Here is a 19,285-nt window from a genome sequence, read left to right as displayed (position 1 = left end):
GTAAATATGGCATTTCCTCCGCTGAAACTGAGCCCCGCCTTTCTCCTGACGGCCTTTGGTCTCCTGACGGCCTGTGGCCTGCTGACCCTGGCGGGCTGCGGGCCATCGGGGGCTCAGGCCGATAAAGATACGCCCTATCTCGCGACGTCCATGGGCTATAGCCGCACGCCTGAGATCACCCATATCGTCATAAACCCCGAAGGTGAGTTACAGGTAAGTGGCATTGCCGTGCCGCAGGGGCGGGTGCGCCTTGTGGCAGCGGATGGCCGTGCCATCGGCGTGACGGCGGATGCGCAAGGGCGGTTTACCGCTGAAGTGCCGCAGGGCCCGGGCGGAAGTCTTTATACGCTGTTGATGGAAAGTGGTGGGCGTTTGATTCAGGCCGAAGGCACCGTCTTCGTTCCGGCACAGTCTGCGGCCACCGATGATCCGGGGGCGGTCTTCTTACGCGAAGGGGCCGCGACCTTACCGATGTCGGCGCGCTCAGGGCTTCTGGCGGCGCTTGATTATGATGCGGGCGGTGGCATGGCGGTGTCTGGCCGTTCCCTGCCGGACATTGTCATTGAAGTGCTGGTCGATGGCCAGACGGCGGCGCGCACCCGTACCGATGCGACAGGGCTTTATCACGCGCTCATCCCGCCCGCTAACCGCAGTATCGGCAGCCGGTTTCAACTGAGTGTGCGTGGGGCGAATAATACTGAAAACCGCATGGTCACCCTAAAGGCGCCGCAAGCCAACCGTATTGAGGCTGAGGACGGCCAGTGGTATGTACACCGCGGCCTGTCCGGCGGCGGAGCCCAGACAACCGTGGTGTTTTAGGGGCTGCATTGATCCCGTGGGTTCATGTGCAAACGCCACCCGTCCTGCTGTGCCGGATTATCTGTAACTATCGGGTGAGAGATTTCGGAGGCTTGCCTCAACGATCTGCTTCTGAAAAAGAATGGCTCCCCGGACAGGACTCGAACCTGTGACAAGTCGATTAACAGTCGACTGCTCTACCAACTGAGCTACCGGGGAACATCAGCAGCGTGGTGAGCGCCTATAGCAAGCCTTTGATCCGGAACGCAAGTGCCTTGCGCAAATTATCCACGAATTATGCCAAAATAAGAAAAAGCCCGAAAAAAAATCTTTCGGGCCTTAAAAGTTTGGTGATGGTGGTGTCTTCAAAAAATCTAAAGACAGCCTGTGATCGCCTGATTTGCGTTAATGTAAGGTTAATTTGTATCCCTGTTATGTGAAGCGTGTTCAGAACTCCTTAACCGGTTCATTTTCTAAGTACGGCGTGGACTGAAGTAACCGGATCAAGTTTATGACATTGCCGCCGATCAAAGCCCGCATCAGGGGGCTGTTTGCTGTATTTCTTATTGTGCTGGGGGCTGTCGCTGTTATGGCGCTGTCGCATCAGGCATTTGTCATCAGTGAGCTGGAGGCTCTAAGGGATGGCAATGCGACGGGGGTAGGCGGGATTGAGGCTGTCTTGGCGCAGTCGCAACAGTTTTCGGCAGGCATCTGGGTCGTGGCTGTTGCGGTTGGTCTGACGGGGCTTGTGGCGGCTGTTTATTTTGACCGTGAGGTCTTTACCGCCCTTGAGCGTATGAGCCGTCACATGTCGCGCTTTGCCGAGCGCGACTTCAGTTCAGACATAACCGGCGCACACCGCAGCGATGAGATTGGTGCCATGGCACGGGCCTTGGGTGTGTTTCGTGAAAATGGCCAGTCCCTGATGGCGCATGAAGCGGAAAATGCCCGCCGTGCTGAGGTTCAGGCAGCGGAACGTCAGGCCGTGCTTCGGGACATGGCTGAAAGCCTGCAATCTCAGGTCTCGGTGCTGATAGCTACCCTGCGTCAGGTGTCGGCTGAGATGAGCGCTTCGGCCGGTCAGATGAGCGGATCGGCGCTTACCGCCATGCAGCGGGTTGAAAACGTCACCACCACCGCCGAAAGCACATCGGCCCATGCGCGGCATGTGGCGCAGACGGTGCAGGGCCTTTCTGATACGGCTGCCGATATCGCTCAGGCGACCGAAGCCTCATCTGATGTGTCCTCGCGCGCCTCCGAAGAAGCGCAGCAGACGGCGGAAATGATGGCGCGACTTGGCCGCAGTGCCGATGAAATCAGCGCCGTAGTCGATATTATTTCGGGCATTGCCCGCCAGACCAATCTGCTGGCGCTCAATGCCACCATCGAAGCCGCTCGGGCCGGTGAGGCAGGGGCGGGCTTTGCCGTTGTCGCCTCAGAGGTAAAGACGCTGGCGCAGGAAACCGAAAAGGCGACGCGCGACATAACCGATAAGGTGCAGCACATTCAGGCCAATACGCTTGAGGCGGTGACCGCGATTGATAATATTGTGGGCACAATTCAGACCTTGCGCGCCTCATCCGAAGATATCGCCCGCTCGGTAGCCGGTCAGCAGGCGGCCACGCGTGAGATTTCAGAAACGGCGGACAATCTGGCGGCGGGCTCACGTTCTGTCGGTCAGGACATTGAGGCGGTGCAGCATGTGGCGTCGGAAACCCATGATGCCGCTGAGGCCGTCAGCCGTCAGGCCGAGGCTGTGCGCGCGGCCTCTGAAGGGGTAAGTGCGGCCATTGATGATTTTATCCGGTCGTTAAGGGCGGCCTGATTGTAGTCTGAACTGCGGCGTTTTAACGCTTATGTCAGTTTTCTGTAGAAATTTTCAGCAAAGGCGTTGCGGTGTCGTGGCTGATCTGATAGCTGGACGAACCGCAAAATTTGCCGCCTTCGGGGCGGGCAGATACAAGTGAGGCCTGATGGCGGAGCGGTTACGCAGCGGATTGCAAATCCGTGTACCCCGGTTCGAGTCCGGGTCAGGCCTCCATTCTTACTCAGCAAAATAGTTATCATGAAAATTTGCTACGGTTAGGTGCGCCTGTATTGCCGCCGCCGTCCTGACCGCCTATAAGCGCCTCAAGCCGTCATTAGTAAGGGATCCGGTCGGATGGATTATTTCACAGCACGTCAGCACATGGTCGAATCGCAGGTGCGGGTTAATGACGTTACCGATCCGGCCCTGCAAAAAGCCATGCGTCACATTGAGCGTGAGCGCCTTGTGGCTCCGTCTCAGGCCTTTGCGGCCTATGCAGAGGTAGAGGCCCAGATCGCCCCCGGTCGCGCCCTGATGCGCCCGCGTGATATCGCCAAGCTGCTGCACGCTCTGAAACCCGAAGCAGGTCAAAAGGTTCTGGCCATTGCCGCGCCCTATGCCGCAGCGGTGCTGGCCCATGCCGGTCTTAAGGTCACCGCACAGGAAGGCGATGCCCGCGTGCTTAGCGTGATCGAGCCTTATCTGACCGAGCTTGGGGTAGAGACGGTCACGCAGGACCTGAAAACCGCTGCCGAAGGGGCTTATGACCTGATCATCTCCGAAGGGGCTGTCTCAGAGGTTCCGGCGGGCTGGACTGATGCTCTGGCCATGGGCGGGCGTCTGGCGGTCGTGGTGCGCACCAGTGCCATTGGCAAGGCGAAGCTCTTTAGCCGTATCGCCAGCGGTGTGTCGGAAACTGACGTGTTTGATTCGTCGCCGTCCATTCTGCCCGGTTTCGAAGCAAAGCCCGCTTTTGTATTCTGAAAAATCCGTAACTCGCCAAAGCGGATTTGTTCTGTCATTAGTGCTTGCGGTAATAACAGGGACACTCTCATGCAGGGCGCAAGACATAACCGGCTGAAATTCAAATGGCAGGGGGCTTTGAGCCTGCTGGCGCTGATGAGCGCTATGGCGGTATCGCCTGTTAATGCCGAAAGTCTGGCTGACGCCATCGCGCAGGCCTATGCGCAGAACCCGACCCTGCAACGCGCGCGTGCCCTGCAGCGGGCCAATGACGAAAACTATGTACAGGCCCGTTCCGGTCTGGGGCCATCCCTTAGCCTCGGGGCCGATATCGGCTATCAGGACCCGGGGCTACAGGGTACGAAATCAACCACCGGTCTTAGTTTGTCCGCCAGCCAACCATTGTTTAGCTCAGGCGGCCTGACCTCTGGCCTGAATGCGGCCGAAGCTGACGTGCGCGCTGGTCAGGAAGACCTGCGCACCATCGAATCACAGGTGCTCCTGCAGGTCATAGACGTCTATACCGCCGTGCGCCGCGATCAGGAGGCCCTGCGCATCCAGCAGGAAAGCTATGCGGTCCTCAATCAGCAGCTTGAGGAAACCCGCGCCCGTTTTGAGGTCGGTGAACTGACCCGCACCGATGTGGCGCAATCCGAAGCGCGTCTGGCCGCAGCCTCGGCGGCTGTATCGGCGGCGCAGGCGAAGCTTGATGCCAGTCGTGCCGCCTATGTGGCGATTGTCGGTCAGTCACCGGTTGCCCTTGATCCTGCACCGGCCTTACAGGTGCCAAACGATTTCACGCAGGCCCTTAACCGCGCCGAAAACAACAATCCGTCCTTGCGTGCTGCGCAATACAGCGAAGCCGCCGCACGGTCACGTGTCTCTCAGGCCCGTTCCGGTCTGGGGCCGAATGTCGGTTTGACGGCCTCCTATGGCGTCAATGCGCCGACCAATGATTTCCGTGATTTAGGAAGCCGTGATGTGGCGACCGCAGGCATACGCGTCACCGTGCCTTTGTTTACCTCGGGACTCAATAGTTCACGTGTGCGTCAGGCATCGGAAAACTATAATGCCCAGCGCATTTCGGTCGAACTGAGCCGCCGTGAGGTTGTGCAGCAAACCGCGACCAACTGGGGCAATATGAATGCCGCCCGCGCCGGTGCCTCGGCTAATCGCGAGCAGGTGCGCGCCGCCTCTGTCGCTGCCGAAGGGGTGCGTCTTGAGCAGGGTGTGGGACTGCGCACCAATATCGAAGTACTGAATGCCGAGCAGGAACTGCGTCAGGCGCAACTGGCGCTGATTGATGCCGAACGCTCCGAATATCTGGCCTCGGCGCAGCTTCTGGCGGTCACCGGTGACCTCAGGGCCGATGCGCTGGTGGCGGGGATTGAAACCTATGATCCAGCGGCGAATTTCGACGCGGTCAAAAATAAAGGCGCCACACCGCTGGAGCCTTTGATTCGCGCCGTCGACGGTCTGGTGGTGTCTGGCGAATAGGGTCGGCGAGCCTTAGGGGCGTTTACAAGCCTGTTATACATAGGAAAATAACCTGTAAGGCGAACTTCCCCGCCTGAAATCGCGCTTAAAGGTTGCCAAAAACCCCCAAGCCATGTCTTTATGACGCAGGTTTATTCTCATTCGAGTGATTCACGACATGTCCGATCAGTCCGCGCACGAACCTACTATGGAGGAAATCCTCGCTTCCATCCGCCGGATTATTTCGGAAGATGATGCCGCGCCCGAAGACGAGGCACCGGAAGCCGTTGAGGACACGCCTGAGCCTGCCGTGGAAGCGGCCCCTCAGTATGAGCCGGAGCCACAAGAAGAGGTGTCTTTTGACGCTGCACCTGAGGACGAAGACGTGCTGGAACTGACGACACCTATCGAAGACAGCCGCCCCTCCATGTCTATTGGCGATATTGACGCCTATGAGCCTATGGCCGCCGCTGCCGCCGTGGCCGCGACCGCTTCGGCCAGCAGCCTCCTGTCGGAACGCTCGGCCGCTTCGGCGATTTCGGCCTTTGGTCAACTGACCTCCTCAAGCGCCCTGCCGCGCGAAGGCCGCACCATAGAAGACCTGCTGACCGAGCTTCTGCGTCCGATGCTGAAAGACTGGCTTGACTCAAATCTGCCTGCCGTGGTCGAATCGGCGGTGCGTGAAGAGGTGGAGCGGTTGGCGCGCCAATCGCGTCGCTAGATTATGGCACGACGTTAAAATCACGCTTTCACTCTGTTAAGTTCACGGCGTCCTGTGTTAAGGACGCCGTTTCTGTTTGTACTCTTACGCCTGGTTAATACCCGATGCTGGAAAAAAACTTCGATCCGAAAACCGTTGAGCCGCGTCTCTATGAGAAGTGGGAACAGTCTGGCGCGTTTAAGCCGCGTGAGGATGAAGAGGCCGAACCGTTTTCCATCGTCATTCCGCCCCCCAATGTGACAGGATCGCTGCATATCGGCCATGCGCTGAACAACACGCTTCAGGACGTTCTGATCCGCTTTGAGCGTATGCGTGGTAAGGCGGCCCTTTGGTTGCCAGGTACCGACCATGCAGGCATCGCGACTCAGATGGTCGTTGAGCGTCAACTGGCGGCAGGCAATATGAACCGCCGCGATATGGGCCGCGAAGCCTTTGTCGAAAAAATCTGGGAATGGAAAGCGGAATCGGGCGGCGCGATTGTGCGTCAGTTGCGTCGTCTGGGGGCGTCGTGCGACTGGTCGCGGGAACGCTTTACGCTGGACGAGGGCCTGTCGGATGCGGTGCGTAAGGTGTTTGTCACCCTGCATAAGCAGGGTCTGATCTATCGTGACAAGCGTCTGGTCAACTGGGACCCGCATTTCCAGACGGCGATTTCCGACCTTGAGGTCGAGCAGAAAGAGGTCGATGGCCATTACTGGCACTTTGCCTACCAACTGGCGGATGGTCTGACCTATCAGCATCCGGTTAAGGATGAAGAGGGCAATGAGACGTTTGAGACGCGCGACTATATTGTCGTGGCGACGACGCGGCCTGAAACCATGCTGGGTGACACCGCTGTGGCCGTGCATCCTGAGGATGAGCGGTATAAGCATCTGATCGGTAAGGACGTTATCCTGCCGATCGTTGGTCGTCGTATCCCTATCGTTGGCGACGACTATGCCGACAAGGATAAGGGCACCGGCGCGGTCAAGATCACACCGGCACATGATTTCAACGATTTCGGCGTTGGCAAGCGGCATAATCTTGAGGTCATCAATATTCTGACGCCCTTCGCTACCCTGAACGATGAGGTTCCCGAAACCTATCGCGGCAAGGATCGTTTTGTTGCGCGTAAGGAAATCGTTGCCCGAGCTGAGGCCGAGGGCTGGCTGAAGGGGATCGAGAAAACAAAGCATATTGTCCCGCACGGCGACCGTTCCGGCGTCGTCATCGAACCCTTCCTGACCGATCAGTGGTATGTCAATGCCGCCGAACTGGCCAAGGAAGCGCTGGCGGCGGTCGAGGATGGCCGCACGGTGTTTGAGCCTAAGAACTGGGAAAAGACCTATTTCGAATGGCTGCGCAACATTGAGCCGTGGTGCGTCTCGCGCCAGCTATGGTGGGGTCATCGCATCCCCGCATGGTTCGGGCCGGACGGGCATATCTTTGTCGAAATGTCTGAGGCAGAGGCTAATGCTGCTGCCATTGCCCATTATGGCAAGGCGGTTGAACTGACTCAGGACGAGGACGTTCTCGATACCTGGTTCTCATCGGCGCTGTGGCCGTTTTCGACCATGGGCTGGCCCGATGAAAACGCGCCGGATTTCCAGAAATTCTATCCGACCCACACCCTGATTACCGGTTTTGACATCATCTTCTTCTGGGTTGCCCGCATGATGATGATGGGCCTGCACTTTACCGGCAAGGCTCCGTTTGAGCGCGTCTTCATCAATGCCCTTGTCCGCGACGAGAAGGGGCAGAAGATGTCGAAGTCCAAGGGCAATGTGCTCGACCCGCTGGTGCTGGTCGATGAGTATGGCGCTGACCCGCTCAGGTTCACGCTGGTGGCCATGTCAGGGCAGGGGCGTGACATTAAGTTAGCCAAGCAACGCATTGAAGGGTATCGTAATTTCTCCACCAAGCTGTGGAATGCGCACCGCTTTGCCCAGATGAACGAATGCGCCACGGTTGACGGGTTCGATCCCGCGACGGTGAACCTGACGCTCAATCGCTGGATACGCGGCGAGACGCACAAGACCATCAAAACGGTCACCGAAGCCCTTGAGGCCTGCGCCTTCGATGACGCGGCCAATGCGCTCTATAAGTTCGTGTGGAACGTCGTCTGCGACTGGTATGTCGAACTGTCAAAGCCAATTCTTAATGGCGACGATGCGGCAGCTAAGGCCGAAACGCAGGCCATGACGGCCTGGGTGCTCGATCAGTGCCTGATCCTGCTGCATCCGGTCATGCCGTTCATCACCGAAGAACTGTGGGGGGCGACGGGTACAAACCGTGCCAATGATCTGATTACCGAAAGCTGGCCCGTTTATGACGCGGCGGCTATTGATGCGGCGGCCGATAAGGAAATTAACTGGCTGATCGACCTGATCTCGGAAGTCCGTTCGGTGCGCTCGGAAATGAACGTACCGGGTTCGGCCAAGGTGCCACTGAGCCTGACCGGTGCCAATGGTGATACGCAAAACTGGATCGGCACGCACCGCGACCTGATCCTGTTTCTGGCACGTCTGTCAGAGGTGGGTGTTTCCGATAATGCCCCTGCGGGCTCCATACCGTTTGTGATTTCTGAGGCTACGGGGCAACTGAGCATTGCTGAATTCATAGACCTTCAGGCCGAGACCGCACGTCTCGCCAAGGAAATCGCTGCGTTCGACAAGACTATCGACGGCACGCGTCGCAAGCTTGATAATCCTGAGTTTGTGCGCAAGGCACCTGACGAAGTCATTGAAGAAAACCGTGAGCGCCTCAGCGATGCCGAAAACGGTAAGGCCCGCCTGAGCGCGGCGCTGGAGCGGCTCAAGGCGGCCCTTTAGGCTCTATCATCCTCCCCTGCAAAAAGCGGGGGAGGACGCGGCTCTATCCGCCGCCACTACTCTTGATAAAGCTCTCCACCAGAGAGCCGCAAACCAGATACCAGCCGTCCACCAGCACAAAGAAAATCAGCTTGAACGGCAGGGAGACGATGACCGGCGGCAGCATCATCATCCCCATGCTCATCAGCACCGAAGCAACCACAAGGTCGATGACCAGAAATGGCACGAACAGCAAAAAGCCGATTTCAAACGCCGTCTTAAGTTCGGAAATCATGAAGGCGGGGGTGACCACCGACAACGGCAGGTCAATGGCCTGAGCCGGACGTTCAGTCTTTGACAGGCGCACAAACAGGTCAAGATCCTTAGGCGAAACCTGTGACAGCATGAAGACCTTGACGGGTTCGGACGCTGCATCAAACCCCTGCGCCAGTTCCATTTCCTGATCCATCAAGGGACGGATACCCTGATCATAGGCCTGCTGATAGGTGGGGGCCATGACGATGGCCGACAAAAACAGGGCCAGTGAAATCAGCACGGCATTGGGCGGGCTTTGTTGCAGGCCAATGGCGGTTCTGAGCAGCGACAAGACGACCACAATGCGCACAAACGACGTGGTCATGATGACAATGGACGGCGCAAGCGACAGAACCGTCAAAAGACCGATCATCTGAATGACGCGCGCGGTCAGGGTGCCGCCTTCGCCGAGATCAAGATTGATCGACTGCGCCAATACATCGGTCGGGAAAATCATCAGGGTAAAACCGGCTATGCCTGCCAGCAGGATCAGCAGATAGGTCAGTTTTGACGGCGATTTAGGCGGCGTTTTAAGGGCGCGGACGGCGGTCATTATTGCACCGGCCCCTTCGACGTAACTGTGGGCGGGGCGGGGGGACGTGGCTTAGGCAACTGACGTGGTTCGATAAGTTCACGGCCTTCCCCCAGAAGCAGCAGGCGCTCCTCATCGTCGATGCGCACCAGAACCACACGCCGTGCCGGATCAAGCACAAGGGTTTCGACAATCTGCATACGCCTCTGGCCGCGCTCAGCCTGAAGCTTGGCCAGCCATTGCGGCGCATAACGGCGCAGCACATAGGCCAGACCGACAATCAGCCCCAGAACAATCGCCAGTGCGAACATGCCGCGTAAAATAGACAGAAAATCCATCTGGGCAGGGCCCCCTTCAGACAGTGGTCATGGTTAATGCGGAATTAATCTTAAAGACTTCGTTAACCAAAGGATGGGCATTATTTGCCGAATAAGCCTAGTTAGGCTGAGTCGCCGTTTTCAGGTAAGGAGGGTATAGCGTGAATCTCGACAAGATTGGTCTGTTCGGCGCCCTGCAAACCAAGATGGGCTGGCTGGGGGAGCGGCAAAAGGTGGTGGCGCAAAACGTCGCCAATGCCTCAACGCCGGGGTTTCGCCCGCGCGACCTCAAGCCGGTGGATTTTGCCGCCGTTCTGGCTGGCGACACCCAGAATAATTCAGTGCCTTTACGCCTGACCAATGCCGGACATATGGACATACAGGGCGGGTCGTCAGCGCATCGTTCAGTCATATCGCCTGATTCGGAGACCACTATGGACGGAAATCAGGTCGTCCTTGAGGAGCAGATGCTCAAAATGGCCGAAAGCCGGATGCAGTTTGAAGCCGCTATCGGTTTTTATCAGAAATCACTTGGCCTGATCCGCATGGCGGGCAAGGCTCCCGGTAGGTAGAGGTTAAGATATGGCCATCAACAAGACCCCGCCGTCCAATCCGGTCATGTCCGTCGCCGCCAGTGCGCTTAAGACGCAGCAGGCGCGGATGCGCATTGTCGCGGAAAATATCGCCAATGCCGATTCGACCGGCCTGACACCGGGGGCTGACCCTTACCGGCGGCGGATTCCGGTCTTTGAGACGCGCAATATCGACGGGGCCATGGGCGTCAAGCTGGCTCAGGTCAGGCCCGATGATTCGTCCTTTACACTGGCCTATGACCCGAGCCATCCGGCCGCTGATGAAAACGGCTACGTTAAGAAACCCAATGTTTCGACCCTGATCGAATCGATGGATATGCGCGAGGCGCAGCGCGCCTATGAGGCCAACCTCAATGTCATCGAAACCGCGCGTTCGATGGATCAGAAAATTCTCGACCTGCTGAGAAGGTAAGTAAATGACACCGCTTTATGCTGCCAAAGCCTATGGGGCCGTTATGGGGCAGGTCTCTCCGTTAGGGGGGACGGCACAGCCGACACAGGTCGCTTCTGATTTTTCAAAAATGCTTCAGGGTGCGATTGAGCAGACCCAGAAAACGACGGCTCACGCGGAAAACATGATGTTGCAGCAATCGCAGGGCAAGGCCGAACTGATTGATGCGGTCACCGCGGTAGCCTCGGCAGAAGCCTCATTAGAAAGTGTCATTGCTATTCGTGATCAGGTGATTTCCGCCTATCAGGAAATCCTCAGGATGCCGATTTAGCGATTTATTAATGGCGTATTAACCATTGAGTGGGTAAAAACTGCCTATTGGTTTTTGAGTCTCCAGCGGCGGGTCAGCGGTTATGACAGGCAATGAAGTTTTAGGGGTAGGGCGCGACGCGATCTGGCTGGTAATCCAGTTATGTGCGCCGATCATGCTTGTCGGTCTGGTCATCGGTGTGGTGGTCGGCCTGTTTCAGGCCCTGACCCAGATTCAGGAAGCGACCCTTGTATTCGCCCCAAAGATCATCGCCATCTTTGTGGCTCTGCTGCTGTTTCTGCCGATGATGGGCGTATTGCTGTCCGGCTTCATGACCGAAATGGCCACCAAGATCGCCAGTATGTAAACCCCTAGAATCGGCGCAAGACAATGGTTATGATACCCCTTGCGCCCACGCCTGATTTCGCCACTGAGGTGACATCGTTTTTTGGCTCGTCCCAGACTGTCTGGGGCGCAGGGCTGGTGTTTTTACGGATCGGGGCGATTGCCATGCTGCTGCCCGGCATAGGCGATCAGGCCGTACCGCCGCGGGTCAGACTATCCTTTGCCTTTCTGTTTACGCTTATCCTGCTGCCGGTCCTCAGGCCGCTGATTCCGCCCTTGCCGCCGACCATGGGGGCAATGGCCGGACTGGTTATCCATGAACTGGTTATCGGCCTGATGCTCGGGATGCTGATACGGGTGTTTATTGCGGCTCTGGCCATTGCCGGTGAGATCGTATCGCTTCAGACGGCCCTGTCCTTTTCCCAGACGGCCAATCCGGCACAGGCCCAGCCGGGCACAACCTTGTCGACCTTTCTGGCGCTGCTGGGGCTGGTGCTGATCTATGCTACAGGTCTGCACCATCTGTTCATCATGGCCATGGCCGATTCCTACAAGATTTTCTCCATCGTCAAGCCGGTGATGGTTGGTGATGCCAGTAACCTTATGGTGCGCACCATGTCCGATACGTTCTTGCTGGCGGTGCAGCTGACGACCCCGCTTCTGGTGTTCGGGCTGGTGTTTAATATTGCCGCCGGTTTCATAGGCCGCATCATGCCGGCCTTTCCTATCTTCTTCGTCGCCGCCCCTTTAAGTATCCTGTTTGGCCTGAGTATTTTCGCCATGGGCCTCGGGATTACCGGCGTGGTGTTCATTGAGCATTACGAAGAATTCCTCAGACTGCTGGTCAGGAGTTAGGCCATGGCTGAGGAGAACAAGGACGATAAAACAGAAGAGGCCTCGCCACGCAAACTTGAGCAGGCGCGGAAAAAAGGCGATGTCGGCAAATCCGCCGACCTGCCGCAGGCACTGTCCCTGATCGGCGCCTGCGCCATTATCGCCTTTTATGGGGATATGATTACCCTGTCTCTGGCTGAGACGCTTCAGGTGTTTCTGGCCATGCCGCATCAGCTGCTGGGCAGCCTGAGGGGCGATGGCGGGCTGGCGATCACCCAGCATCTGGTGTGGAAGGTTATGCCCCTGATCGGGCTGGTCATGCTGGCGGCCATTCTGTTGGGGGTCGGAGGCAATGTGCTTCAGATCGGCTTCCTGATGGCGCCCGAACGCATCAAGCCGTCATTGAAAAAGATAAGCCCGATCGGCGGATTTAAGCGGCTTTTTGGCGTCGATGCTTTAATTCAGTTTGGTAAGACACTGATTAAACTGATTGTGGTTGGCTTTATCGCCTGGCTGATTCTTAAGGGACGGGCAACGGATATGGCGGGCCTGACGGGGGCGTCGCCGCTTATGGTGCTGCCCTATGCGCGCGATGCCTTTATGGCTCTGGCGCTGGCGGTCTGTCTGTTTTTGCTGGTCGAAGGCGGGCTTGATTATTTCCTGCAAAAATACCGCTTTATGCAACGGCAAAAAATGTCGATGACCGAAGTGAAGGACGAATACAAGCAGACCGAAGGTGATCCGCACGTCAAGGCGCGTCTGCGCCAGATACGTATGGAGAAATCACGCCAGCGTATGATCGCCAATGTCCCCAAGGCAACAGTGATCATTACCAACCCGACCCATTACGCTGTGGCACTGCGCTATGATGCCATGGATGCCCCGACACCCTTATGCGTGGCCAAGGGCGTGGACGCACTGGCCCTGAAAATCCGTGAGGTTGCTGGTGAGCACGATGTACCGATTGTCGAGGACCCGCCTCTGGCGCGCGCGCTCTATGCGGCGATCGATGTCGATGAATTTATCCCCGAAGCCCATTTTCAGGCGGTGGCGAAGATCATTGGTTTTGTCATGGTGCGCAAGCGGCGCGGCTATTGAGATAAGCTAAGGCGCGGCATGTGTGCCAAAATGGGCTAATATGATCCGTGATTCGTTTATTAAGGGCTTGAGCTTGACCACGACACCGCAATCCGCCGCGAAAACGGCTTCATTTTCTGAGCGCTTGCAGGAAATGGCCAGTCCCCTGACGCTAGGGATTATTGCCGCGGTTGTGGTGACGGCCTGCGCCGCGTTCTGGCTGGTGTCGGGCGTTCTGCCTGCGGGGGTTATTATTGCCGTGCTGCTGATCGCTGTGGCGGTGGTGGTGTCCTTTGGCCTGTTTGCCTTTTCGACCGATGACGGTTTTGCCGCCGACGAAATCAAGCTGCAAAATCTGGCCGATGCGCTTCTGGAACCGGCAGTGATCGCAGGCTTTGACGGTCGCATACTGGCGGCTAATACTGCCTGGCGCGATGCGGGCGGTCAGGTGCGCCGCTTACCCAAGGGGGAGGAGGCTCCGGCCCTGTTTGTCGCCTTACGCGAAGCCAAGTCGCTCGGCACGGGACGGGCGCTGGTACGTCTCGGCGGGTTTGATTTTGAGATGATCGCCTCGCGTCTGGGCGAAGATCAGGTGCTGGTGCGGGCCGCTTCCCAAGGTGTCTTGGGTAACGGGCTTCTGCTCGGCCACGAACAGGCATCTGTTGTCGATGAAACCCCGCCGATAGAGGCTTTTCCGGCCCTGTCTGAGCCAGGACCTACGCTTTCCGCGCCTGCTTTTGAAGGCTATTCAGCACCCTTTGGACAGGCCCTGCTGAAGGGCACCGATGTCTTTGGTGCGCGCATCGTAACGGTCAACAGCGTTTTTGCACACCTGCTGGGTAAGCCTGAGGCCGAACTGATCGACCAGCCATGGGGCGCCTTGCTGGAGGCTGCCTCACGCGAAGAAGCCCAAAGCCGTCTTGACCTCGGGAAAACCGGGCCAATCGACATCAAACTTCAGAGTCATTCTGACCTGCCGCTTCAGATGTTCGTCGCTCAGGCCAATGACAGCTATATGATCTGGCTGTTTGATGTGTCCGAACAAAAGCAGTTAGAACAAAGCTTTGCACAGGTGCAGAAGATGCAGGCCATCGGACAGTTTGCCGGTGGCGTTGCCCATGACCTGAATAACCTGCTGACCGGCCTTAAGCTGCGCGTCGAAGACCTGTTACATAATCACCCGCTGGGTGATCCGTCCTATACGGGCCTGAATGAAATCCGTCAGATCAGCGTGCGGGCCGAAGACCTTGTACGCAAGCTTCTGGCCTTTAGCCGCAAGCAGACCGTGCGGCGTGTAAACCTCAATATCGGTGAACTGATTTCGGAATTTGAGGTTCTGCTGCGTCGCCTGATGCGCGAAGATGTCAGGCTTGAGACGGAATATGGCCGTGACCTGCCCGACATCCATGCCGACAAGGGGCAGATGGAAATGGCGGTCATGAACCTTGTGGTCAATGCGCGTGATGCCCTGCACGCCACAGGCGGGGGCAAGGTTAAAATCCGTTGTGGCTCTCTCTCGCAATCCGAAGCCATAGCGCAGGGCTGGGCCGATGCCCCGCCACAGGGCGCGGCGCTCATTGAGGTAACGGACAATGGCCCCGGTATCACGCCGGACATCATGACCAAGGTGTTTGAACCGTTCTTTACCACCAAGCCGTTGGGCGAAGGGACGGGGCTGGGGCTGGCGACGGTCTATGGTATTGTCAATCAGGCCGATGGCCATATTGGCCTGAGTTCGGTGGTCGCCCCCGAAGACGGGCATGGCGCGACGTTCAAAATCTTCCTGCCGATCCGTATTGAAACCCACAAACCGGAGGCGGCTCAGGCACCGATTGTCGAAAAGCCGAAAGTCACCCCCAAAGACCTGTCGGGGGCCGGGCGTATCCTGTTCGTCGAGGATGAGGAAATCGTGCGCGGCATTGCTGCCCGTCTTCTGCGTCAGCGCGGCTATGAGGTCACCGAGGCTGCCGACGGCGAAGAGGCACTTGATATCATCACAGACGGAGAAAAGTTCGACCTGCTGATTTCGGATGTCATCATGCCGGGCCTCGACGGGCCGTCCATGCTGAAGAAGGCCCGTCCGCTGCTGGGGGATATTCCGGTGATGTTTATCTCAGGCTATGCTGAGGCCGAATTCTCTGATCTGCTTGAGGATGAGCAGGGGGTGTCTTTCCTGCCTAAACCCCTGGATATAAAAACCCTGGCCGAGCGGGTTAAGGAGCAGCTTTCAGTTTAAAACGACTGCTATTCAGCCCGCTTGCGGGCGCGTTCGTCAGCCCATGCGGTGATAACCTCAGAGATGATGCTCAGCACGGACGGAAAACGTGTCGCCAGTACACCGGCGATGACGGCCGCCACAGAGGCAAGCACGGGGGATTCGCCCTTGAAGGCGTCAATAATGCGCGAAATATGTACGACTGAGGACTGTGTGTAGGCGGCCTGTGCCTGCTGGTTCATGAAGGCCTGCCGACGCTTCTTTTGTGCCTTGTTCAGGTGGTTGACCACCACATAGATAATCAGGGGCACGATCATGCCCGCCCCAAGCGCCACCGGCCCCCATACAGGCCCGAGCCAGATTTTCAGGGCGTTGAACAGGCCGATGCTGGCCCATCCCAATCCGATAACGGCAGCGGCCACCACCAGCGCCATCGTAATCAGGCTATCGCGGAGGTCGCTCAGTTGTTCGGAAAGATTAAACATGACAAGCCCTTATATGTTCGGATAAATATGCGCTCATTCTGCCCCGAACAGATAAAAAAACAATAATCAAGGATCAAAAAACCAATGAAAACCTTGGGTGCCGGTCTGTGGCACATGCTGGGCGTGCTCAGTGGTGTGGGCTATTGGGTGTTAAATCTGCTGTTCATCTGGGGCGGCTTTATCCTGCTGGGCAGTGAGCCGCCGGTGGGGCAGGCGACACTGGCCTTTGTTGTCGCTCTGTTTGTCATACGCCTCTATGTCGCCCGCAAGGTGCCTGTCAGGGTGCTTAATGTCCTTAGCTGTCTGGCCTTTGGTCTATTCGCCCTTGGGGTGAATATCTATCATCATCACAATAGTGCCTGCGGCGTGGCGATACATCCGGACGGGCGGCAAGAGCGTATCTGTCTGTAGAAACTACATTGACAGCCTGTTGTTTTCGCCTATCACCCCAAGCTCATGAAGCCGCCCTCCAGACAGTCTACCCGTAAAAACCGTAAGGCCATCGCCCGCCAGTCGCCGCAATATAAGGCGGCCATGGAGGCGCGTGAGGCGTCAGGCCGCGTGAATTACAAACAGCCGCGCAAGCTGAAGGCTATCGATAAGCCCATTCCGCTTGGTGATGAGGAAATCGTCTGGGTCAGATCGATGCTGGTCTATGAAGACGCCTCGGTGATGGGCTTTAACAAGCCGACCAATCTGTCGTCTCAGGGCGGGCGTGGCAATTTCCATAATCTCGATGATTTGCTATGGGCCTTTGCCAAATCCAACGGCAAGAAACCACGGCTGGTGCATCGCCTTGATCGCGACACCTCAGGCATTATTGTCGCGGCTAAAACCAAACCGGCGGCAGCCTTTTTAGGCCATGCCATTGCGTCGCGTCAGGTGCATAAGACCTATCTTTGTGTCGTCGGAAACCCGCAAAACCTCAAGGACGAAGGCCGCGTTGATGTGGCCTTGCGGCGTGAAGAAGAGGGGCGTGAAGCCTATAGCCGCGTCTGTCCGGCCGATCACCCCGATGCCCTGACAGCACGCACGGACTACCGTGTGTTAAAGCGCACCCCTGAGGCGGCACTGGTTCTGTGTGAGCCCTTTACGGGACGCATGCACCAGATACGGGTGCATATGGCGCATCTCGGTAGTCCAATCGCCGGTGATGTGCGTTATGGCGGGGCCTTGTCACTGGGGGGGATGGCTATACCGCGTCTTTTGCTGCATGCGCGTGGCTTTGCCTTCCCGCATCCTGACGGCGGTCATAAGCAGCTTGAGGCCCCCTTAAGTGCCGACATCCGCCGCATTTGCCTTGAGTTTGATCTGCTGGATCAGACCGATATCTGGTAAGCCATAAACGTGAGATCTGTTAACCACGCCTTTTTTTCAAAAATTAAGCCCGTCCGCCTATAGATAGTAACGGCGGGTATTCCCTCTGAGTTCAGAAAAAAGGCCTGAATATAGTTTTTCAGGCTGGATTTATGGTGAGCAAGGCTCTGATTTATCAGGGTAATGCTGGCCCTGTTTTTGCTGTGTGTGCGTTAAATGACGGCAATTGTCCCATTATCTTTGCGGAAAGCAAAGCTGATCGGCGCAATAAAAGGCATAATGGAATGGGAAAAAAGCAGTTCTCCGGCTTTTTGACGCGGCTTAATGAAGGCTATGGCGCGCTGAAGGCAGAGCAAAGGGGCAATGCGGCCCTTATATTTGGCCTGTCGGCAATGGTGGTCTGTGCGGCGGCAGGGGGCGGTATTGACTTTGCCCGTGTTCAGACCGAACGCAGTCATATTCAGGACGCTGCCGATGCGGCGGTGCTGCGGGCCACGGCCATGCCGAGAGCCTCTCAGACAGAGCAGGAAGCCGCCGCCAATCATGTGTTCCACACTACTTTTCTGGGTGAGCAAAAAAGCCGTGCCCATGTGGAAATCACTAAAACAGAACTGACAAAAACCACTACGGGTAACCGGACGGATATTACCTATACGACCCATGCGCTTGTGACGCCTTTATTTCTGGGGCTGATCGGTATGGGCGAAGGCTTGCCGGTTACGGTGGTGTCCAAAGCACAGGCGCAACTGCGTAAATCCGAAATCGTTCTGGTACTTGATACGACCGGCTCGATGGCCAACAATAACCGCATGACCAATCTGAAATCCAGTATTGGTACGGTTCTGGCGGGTATGCTGAGCGAAAAGGGCACCAACACCAGCGGCACCAAGGTCGCGGTCGTGCCGTTCAGCACACAGGTGAAAATTGCACCGGCAACGGATTTGAGCTATATTGATTACGGTCAGGTGAGCGCCAGTTGCACGAACCTCAATGATAACTATTGCGAATCCATGCATCGGGCCTTGTCAGAGATTTGTGACGATGCCAGCAATGTTTCGAGCTGTAAAAGCACGGCACGCTTTTTTACGCGTGAAGTTAAAAACGGTTCCCGCATAGACTACTATGTGATCGTCAAGGCCAACGAGAAATCGGGTAAGAACTACAAGATATATACCTATAACCGTACCGAGCGTGTTCAGAACGGTACGCGTACCGTAACAGAGGATGCGGGGTCGGTGGTCACCAAAAGTAGTCTTAACGATTACAACTCAAATCCCAGTAATTTCAATCAGATATCGTCGTCCAATGTCGCCGTTAAGGCTGACAATAGCACGGGCTATGATGCCACGCTGGCCAAAGCGCCATTCCCAGCCCTATCGGCCAACCGATCGGCCTGGACAGGCTGTGTTTCCGACCGTGAGCAGCCTTATGATGTGTCCGAGGCCTCACCGACCGTCGGTGTGGCGGCGACCCGCTATCCGGCGCGCGCCTGTAAGGATGCCGGCGATACCAAGCTGAAGCCGATTATGGGACTTACCGAAGACATAAAAAGCGTAAGCGATCATGTGAATTCCCTGCAATCGGATGGCTATACCAACATCTCCATTGGTGTGCAGTGGGGCATGGAAGTCCTGTCCCGCAATATGCCCTATAGCGAAGGCGTCAATTTCAGGGATGAAGAAACCCTGAAATACATGATCCTCGTCACCGACGGGGAAAATACGGAAAACCGTTGGGAATCGCGGAGTGGGGGCAGTACATCGAAGATCGATGCCCGTACCAAGCTTGCCTGCGAAGCGGCACGGGCCCAAGGGATCACGGTCTTTGTTGTCCGCGTGATGGAAGGCAATACCAAACTGCTGCGCGAATGTGCCTCAAGGCCGGAATATTTTTATGATCTCAAAAGCGCGGATCAGTTAGGTCAGGCCTTGCTTGATGTTTTCAACACCATGAAAAAGACCCGCCTGACACAGTAAGACCTTCAAAAAGGCGGCTGAGGA

19 protein-coding genes and 2 tRNA genes are annotated in these 19,285 nt (G+C 56.8%); 17 read left to right on the top strand and 4 right to left on the bottom strand.

Annotated elements, in window-relative coordinates:
* Positions 1 to 6 precede the first annotated feature (6 nt).
* Positions 7 to 819: a hypothetical protein gene (locus E5201_RS07890; protein ID WP_140985501.1), complete on the top strand. Its 813-nt coding sequence runs from the start codon at positions 7 to 9 to the stop codon at positions 817 to 819.
* Positions 820 to 941: 122 nt separating this feature from the next.
* Here the strand turns inward: E5201_RS07890 and E5201_RS07885 are convergent.
* Positions 942 to 1,017, bottom strand: a tRNA-Asn gene (locus E5201_RS07885).
* A 292-nt stretch (positions 1,018 to 1,309) separates the two neighbouring features.
* Between E5201_RS07885 and E5201_RS07880 the strand changes: the two genes are divergently transcribed.
* The 6 genes from E5201_RS07880 to E5201_RS07855 all read left to right on the top strand — a co-directional run bounded on the left by E5201_RS07880 (position 1,310) and on the right by E5201_RS07855 (position 8,575).
* Positions 1,310 to 2,623 (top strand): methyl-accepting chemotaxis protein, encoded by a 1,314-nt coding sequence (locus tag E5201_RS07880; RefSeq protein WP_140985500.1) that lies wholly within the window; start codon positions 1,310 to 1,312, stop codon positions 2,621 to 2,623.
* 142 nt (positions 2,624 to 2,765) lie between these two features.
* Positions 2,766 to 2,839: transfer RNA gene (locus E5201_RS07875), tRNA-Cys, on the top strand.
* Positions 2,840 to 2,959: 120 nt separating this feature from the next.
* Complete coding sequence (locus E5201_RS07870) at positions 2,960 to 3,589, top strand: protein-L-isoaspartate O-methyltransferase family protein (RefSeq protein WP_140985499.1); 630 nt, start codon at positions 2,960 to 2,962, stop codon at positions 3,587 to 3,589.
* 69 nt (positions 3,590 to 3,658) lie between these two features.
* Positions 3,659 to 5,065 (top strand): TolC family outer membrane protein, encoded by a 1,407-nt coding sequence (locus E5201_RS07865; RefSeq protein ID WP_140985498.1) that lies wholly within the window; start codon positions 3,659 to 3,661, stop codon positions 5,063 to 5,065.
* A 157-nt stretch (positions 5,066 to 5,222) separates the two neighbouring features.
* Complete coding sequence (locus tag E5201_RS07860; RefSeq protein WP_140985497.1) at positions 5,223 to 5,765, top strand: DUF2497 domain-containing protein; 543 nt, start codon at positions 5,223 to 5,225, stop codon at positions 5,763 to 5,765.
* A 104-nt stretch (positions 5,766 to 5,869) separates the two neighbouring features.
* Complete coding sequence (locus tag E5201_RS07855; protein WP_140985496.1) at positions 5,870 to 8,575, top strand: valine--tRNA ligase; 2,706 nt, start codon at positions 5,870 to 5,872, stop codon at positions 8,573 to 8,575.
* A gap of 43 nt (positions 8,576 to 8,618) precedes the next feature.
* Here the strand turns inward: E5201_RS07855 and fliP are convergent, their stop codons facing one another.
* Entirely contained in the window at positions 8,619 to 9,422 is an 804-nt protein-coding gene (fliP, locus tag E5201_RS07850) for a flagellar type III secretion system pore protein FliP (RefSeq protein ID WP_246050487.1), read from the bottom strand.
* Complete coding sequence (locus E5201_RS07845) at positions 9,422 to 9,739, bottom strand: flagellar biosynthetic protein FliO (RefSeq protein ID WP_140985495.1); 318 nt, start codon at positions 9,737 to 9,739, stop codon at positions 9,422 to 9,424. Before E5201_RS07845 ends, fliP begins: the two co-directional genes overlap by 1 nt.
* Positions 9,740 to 9,879: 140 nt before the next feature.
* Here E5201_RS07845 and flgB point away from each other — a divergent pair, with 140 nt between their 5' ends.
* From flgB to cckA, 7 genes are all read left to right on the top strand, one after another.
* Complete coding sequence (flgB, locus tag E5201_RS07840) at positions 9,880 to 10,290, top strand: flagellar basal body rod protein FlgB (protein WP_140985494.1); 411 nt, start codon at positions 9,880 to 9,882, stop codon at positions 10,288 to 10,290.
* Positions 10,291 to 10,300: 10 nt separating this feature from the next.
* Positions 10,301 to 10,723, top strand: coding sequence for a flagellar basal body rod protein FlgC (flgC, locus tag E5201_RS07835; RefSeq protein ID WP_246050486.1), 423 nt, complete (start codon positions 10,301 to 10,303; stop codon positions 10,721 to 10,723).
* A 4-nt stretch (positions 10,724 to 10,727) separates the two neighbouring features.
* On the top strand, positions 10,728 to 11,033 hold the full coding sequence (gene fliE, locus E5201_RS07830) for a flagellar hook-basal body complex protein FliE (RefSeq protein ID WP_140985493.1): 306 nt from the start codon (positions 10,728 to 10,730) through the stop codon (positions 11,031 to 11,033).
* A gap of 82 nt (positions 11,034 to 11,115) precedes the next feature.
* Positions 11,116 to 11,379: a flagellar biosynthesis protein FliQ gene (gene fliQ, locus E5201_RS07825; RefSeq protein WP_140985492.1), complete on the top strand. Its 264-nt coding sequence runs from the start codon at positions 11,116 to 11,118 to the stop codon at positions 11,377 to 11,379.
* Between the two features lie 23 nt (positions 11,380 to 11,402).
* Positions 11,403 to 12,212 (top strand): flagellar biosynthetic protein FliR, encoded by an 810-nt coding sequence (fliR, locus tag E5201_RS07820; RefSeq protein ID WP_342774720.1) that lies wholly within the window; start codon positions 11,403 to 11,405, stop codon positions 12,210 to 12,212.
* Positions 12,213 to 12,215: 3 nt separating this feature from the next.
* Positions 12,216 to 13,289 carry a flagellar biosynthesis protein FlhB gene (flhB, locus tag E5201_RS07815; RefSeq protein ID WP_140985491.1) on the top strand — a complete coding sequence of 358 codons (1,074 nt, stop codon included), beginning with the start codon at positions 12,216 to 12,218 and terminating at the stop codon, positions 13,287 to 13,289.
* Between the two features lie 73 nt (positions 13,290 to 13,362).
* Positions 13,363 to 15,504, top strand: coding sequence for a cell cycle histidine kinase CckA (gene cckA, locus E5201_RS07810; RefSeq protein ID WP_246050482.1), 2,142 nt, complete (start codon positions 13,363 to 13,365; stop codon positions 15,502 to 15,504).
* A gap of 8 nt (positions 15,505 to 15,512) precedes the next feature.
* On the opposite strand, the gene E5201_RS07805 is transcribed toward cckA, so the two are convergent.
* Positions 15,513 to 15,968, bottom strand: coding sequence for a hypothetical protein (locus tag E5201_RS07805; RefSeq protein ID WP_140985489.1), 456 nt, complete (start codon positions 15,966 to 15,968; stop codon positions 15,513 to 15,515).
* Between the two features lie 84 nt (positions 15,969 to 16,052).
* Here E5201_RS07805 and E5201_RS07800 point away from each other — a divergent pair, with 84 nt between their 5' ends.
* The 3 genes from E5201_RS07800 to E5201_RS07790 all read left to right on the top strand — a co-directional run bounded on the left by E5201_RS07800 (position 16,053) and on the right by E5201_RS07790 (position 19,261).
* The gene (locus tag E5201_RS07800) at positions 16,053 to 16,379 is read left to right on the top strand and encodes a hypothetical protein (RefSeq protein WP_140985488.1); all 327 of its coding nucleotides are present in this window, start codon (positions 16,053 to 16,055) and stop codon (positions 16,377 to 16,379) included.
* Between the two features lie 45 nt (positions 16,380 to 16,424).
* Positions 16,425 to 17,306 carry an RluA family pseudouridine synthase gene (locus tag E5201_RS07795; protein WP_140985487.1) on the top strand — a complete coding sequence of 294 codons (882 nt, stop codon included), beginning with the start codon at positions 16,425 to 16,427 and terminating at the stop codon, positions 17,304 to 17,306.
* Between the two features lie 263 nt (positions 17,307 to 17,569).
* Positions 17,570 to 19,261 (top strand): TadE/TadG family type IV pilus assembly protein, encoded by a 1,692-nt coding sequence (locus tag E5201_RS07790; protein WP_181404566.1) that lies wholly within the window; start codon positions 17,570 to 17,572, stop codon positions 19,259 to 19,261.
* Positions 19,262 to 19,285: the final 24 nt, after the last annotated feature.

Origin of the sequence: Asticcacaulis tiandongensis, from assembly GCF_006475605.1 — a bacterium.
GTDB classification, from domain to species: domain Bacteria; phylum Pseudomonadota; class Alphaproteobacteria; order Caulobacterales; family Caulobacteraceae; genus Asticcacaulis; species Asticcacaulis tiandongensis.
Note: the sequence above shows the minus strand (reverse complement) of the source record. Positions and strands in the feature narration are given on the sequence as shown.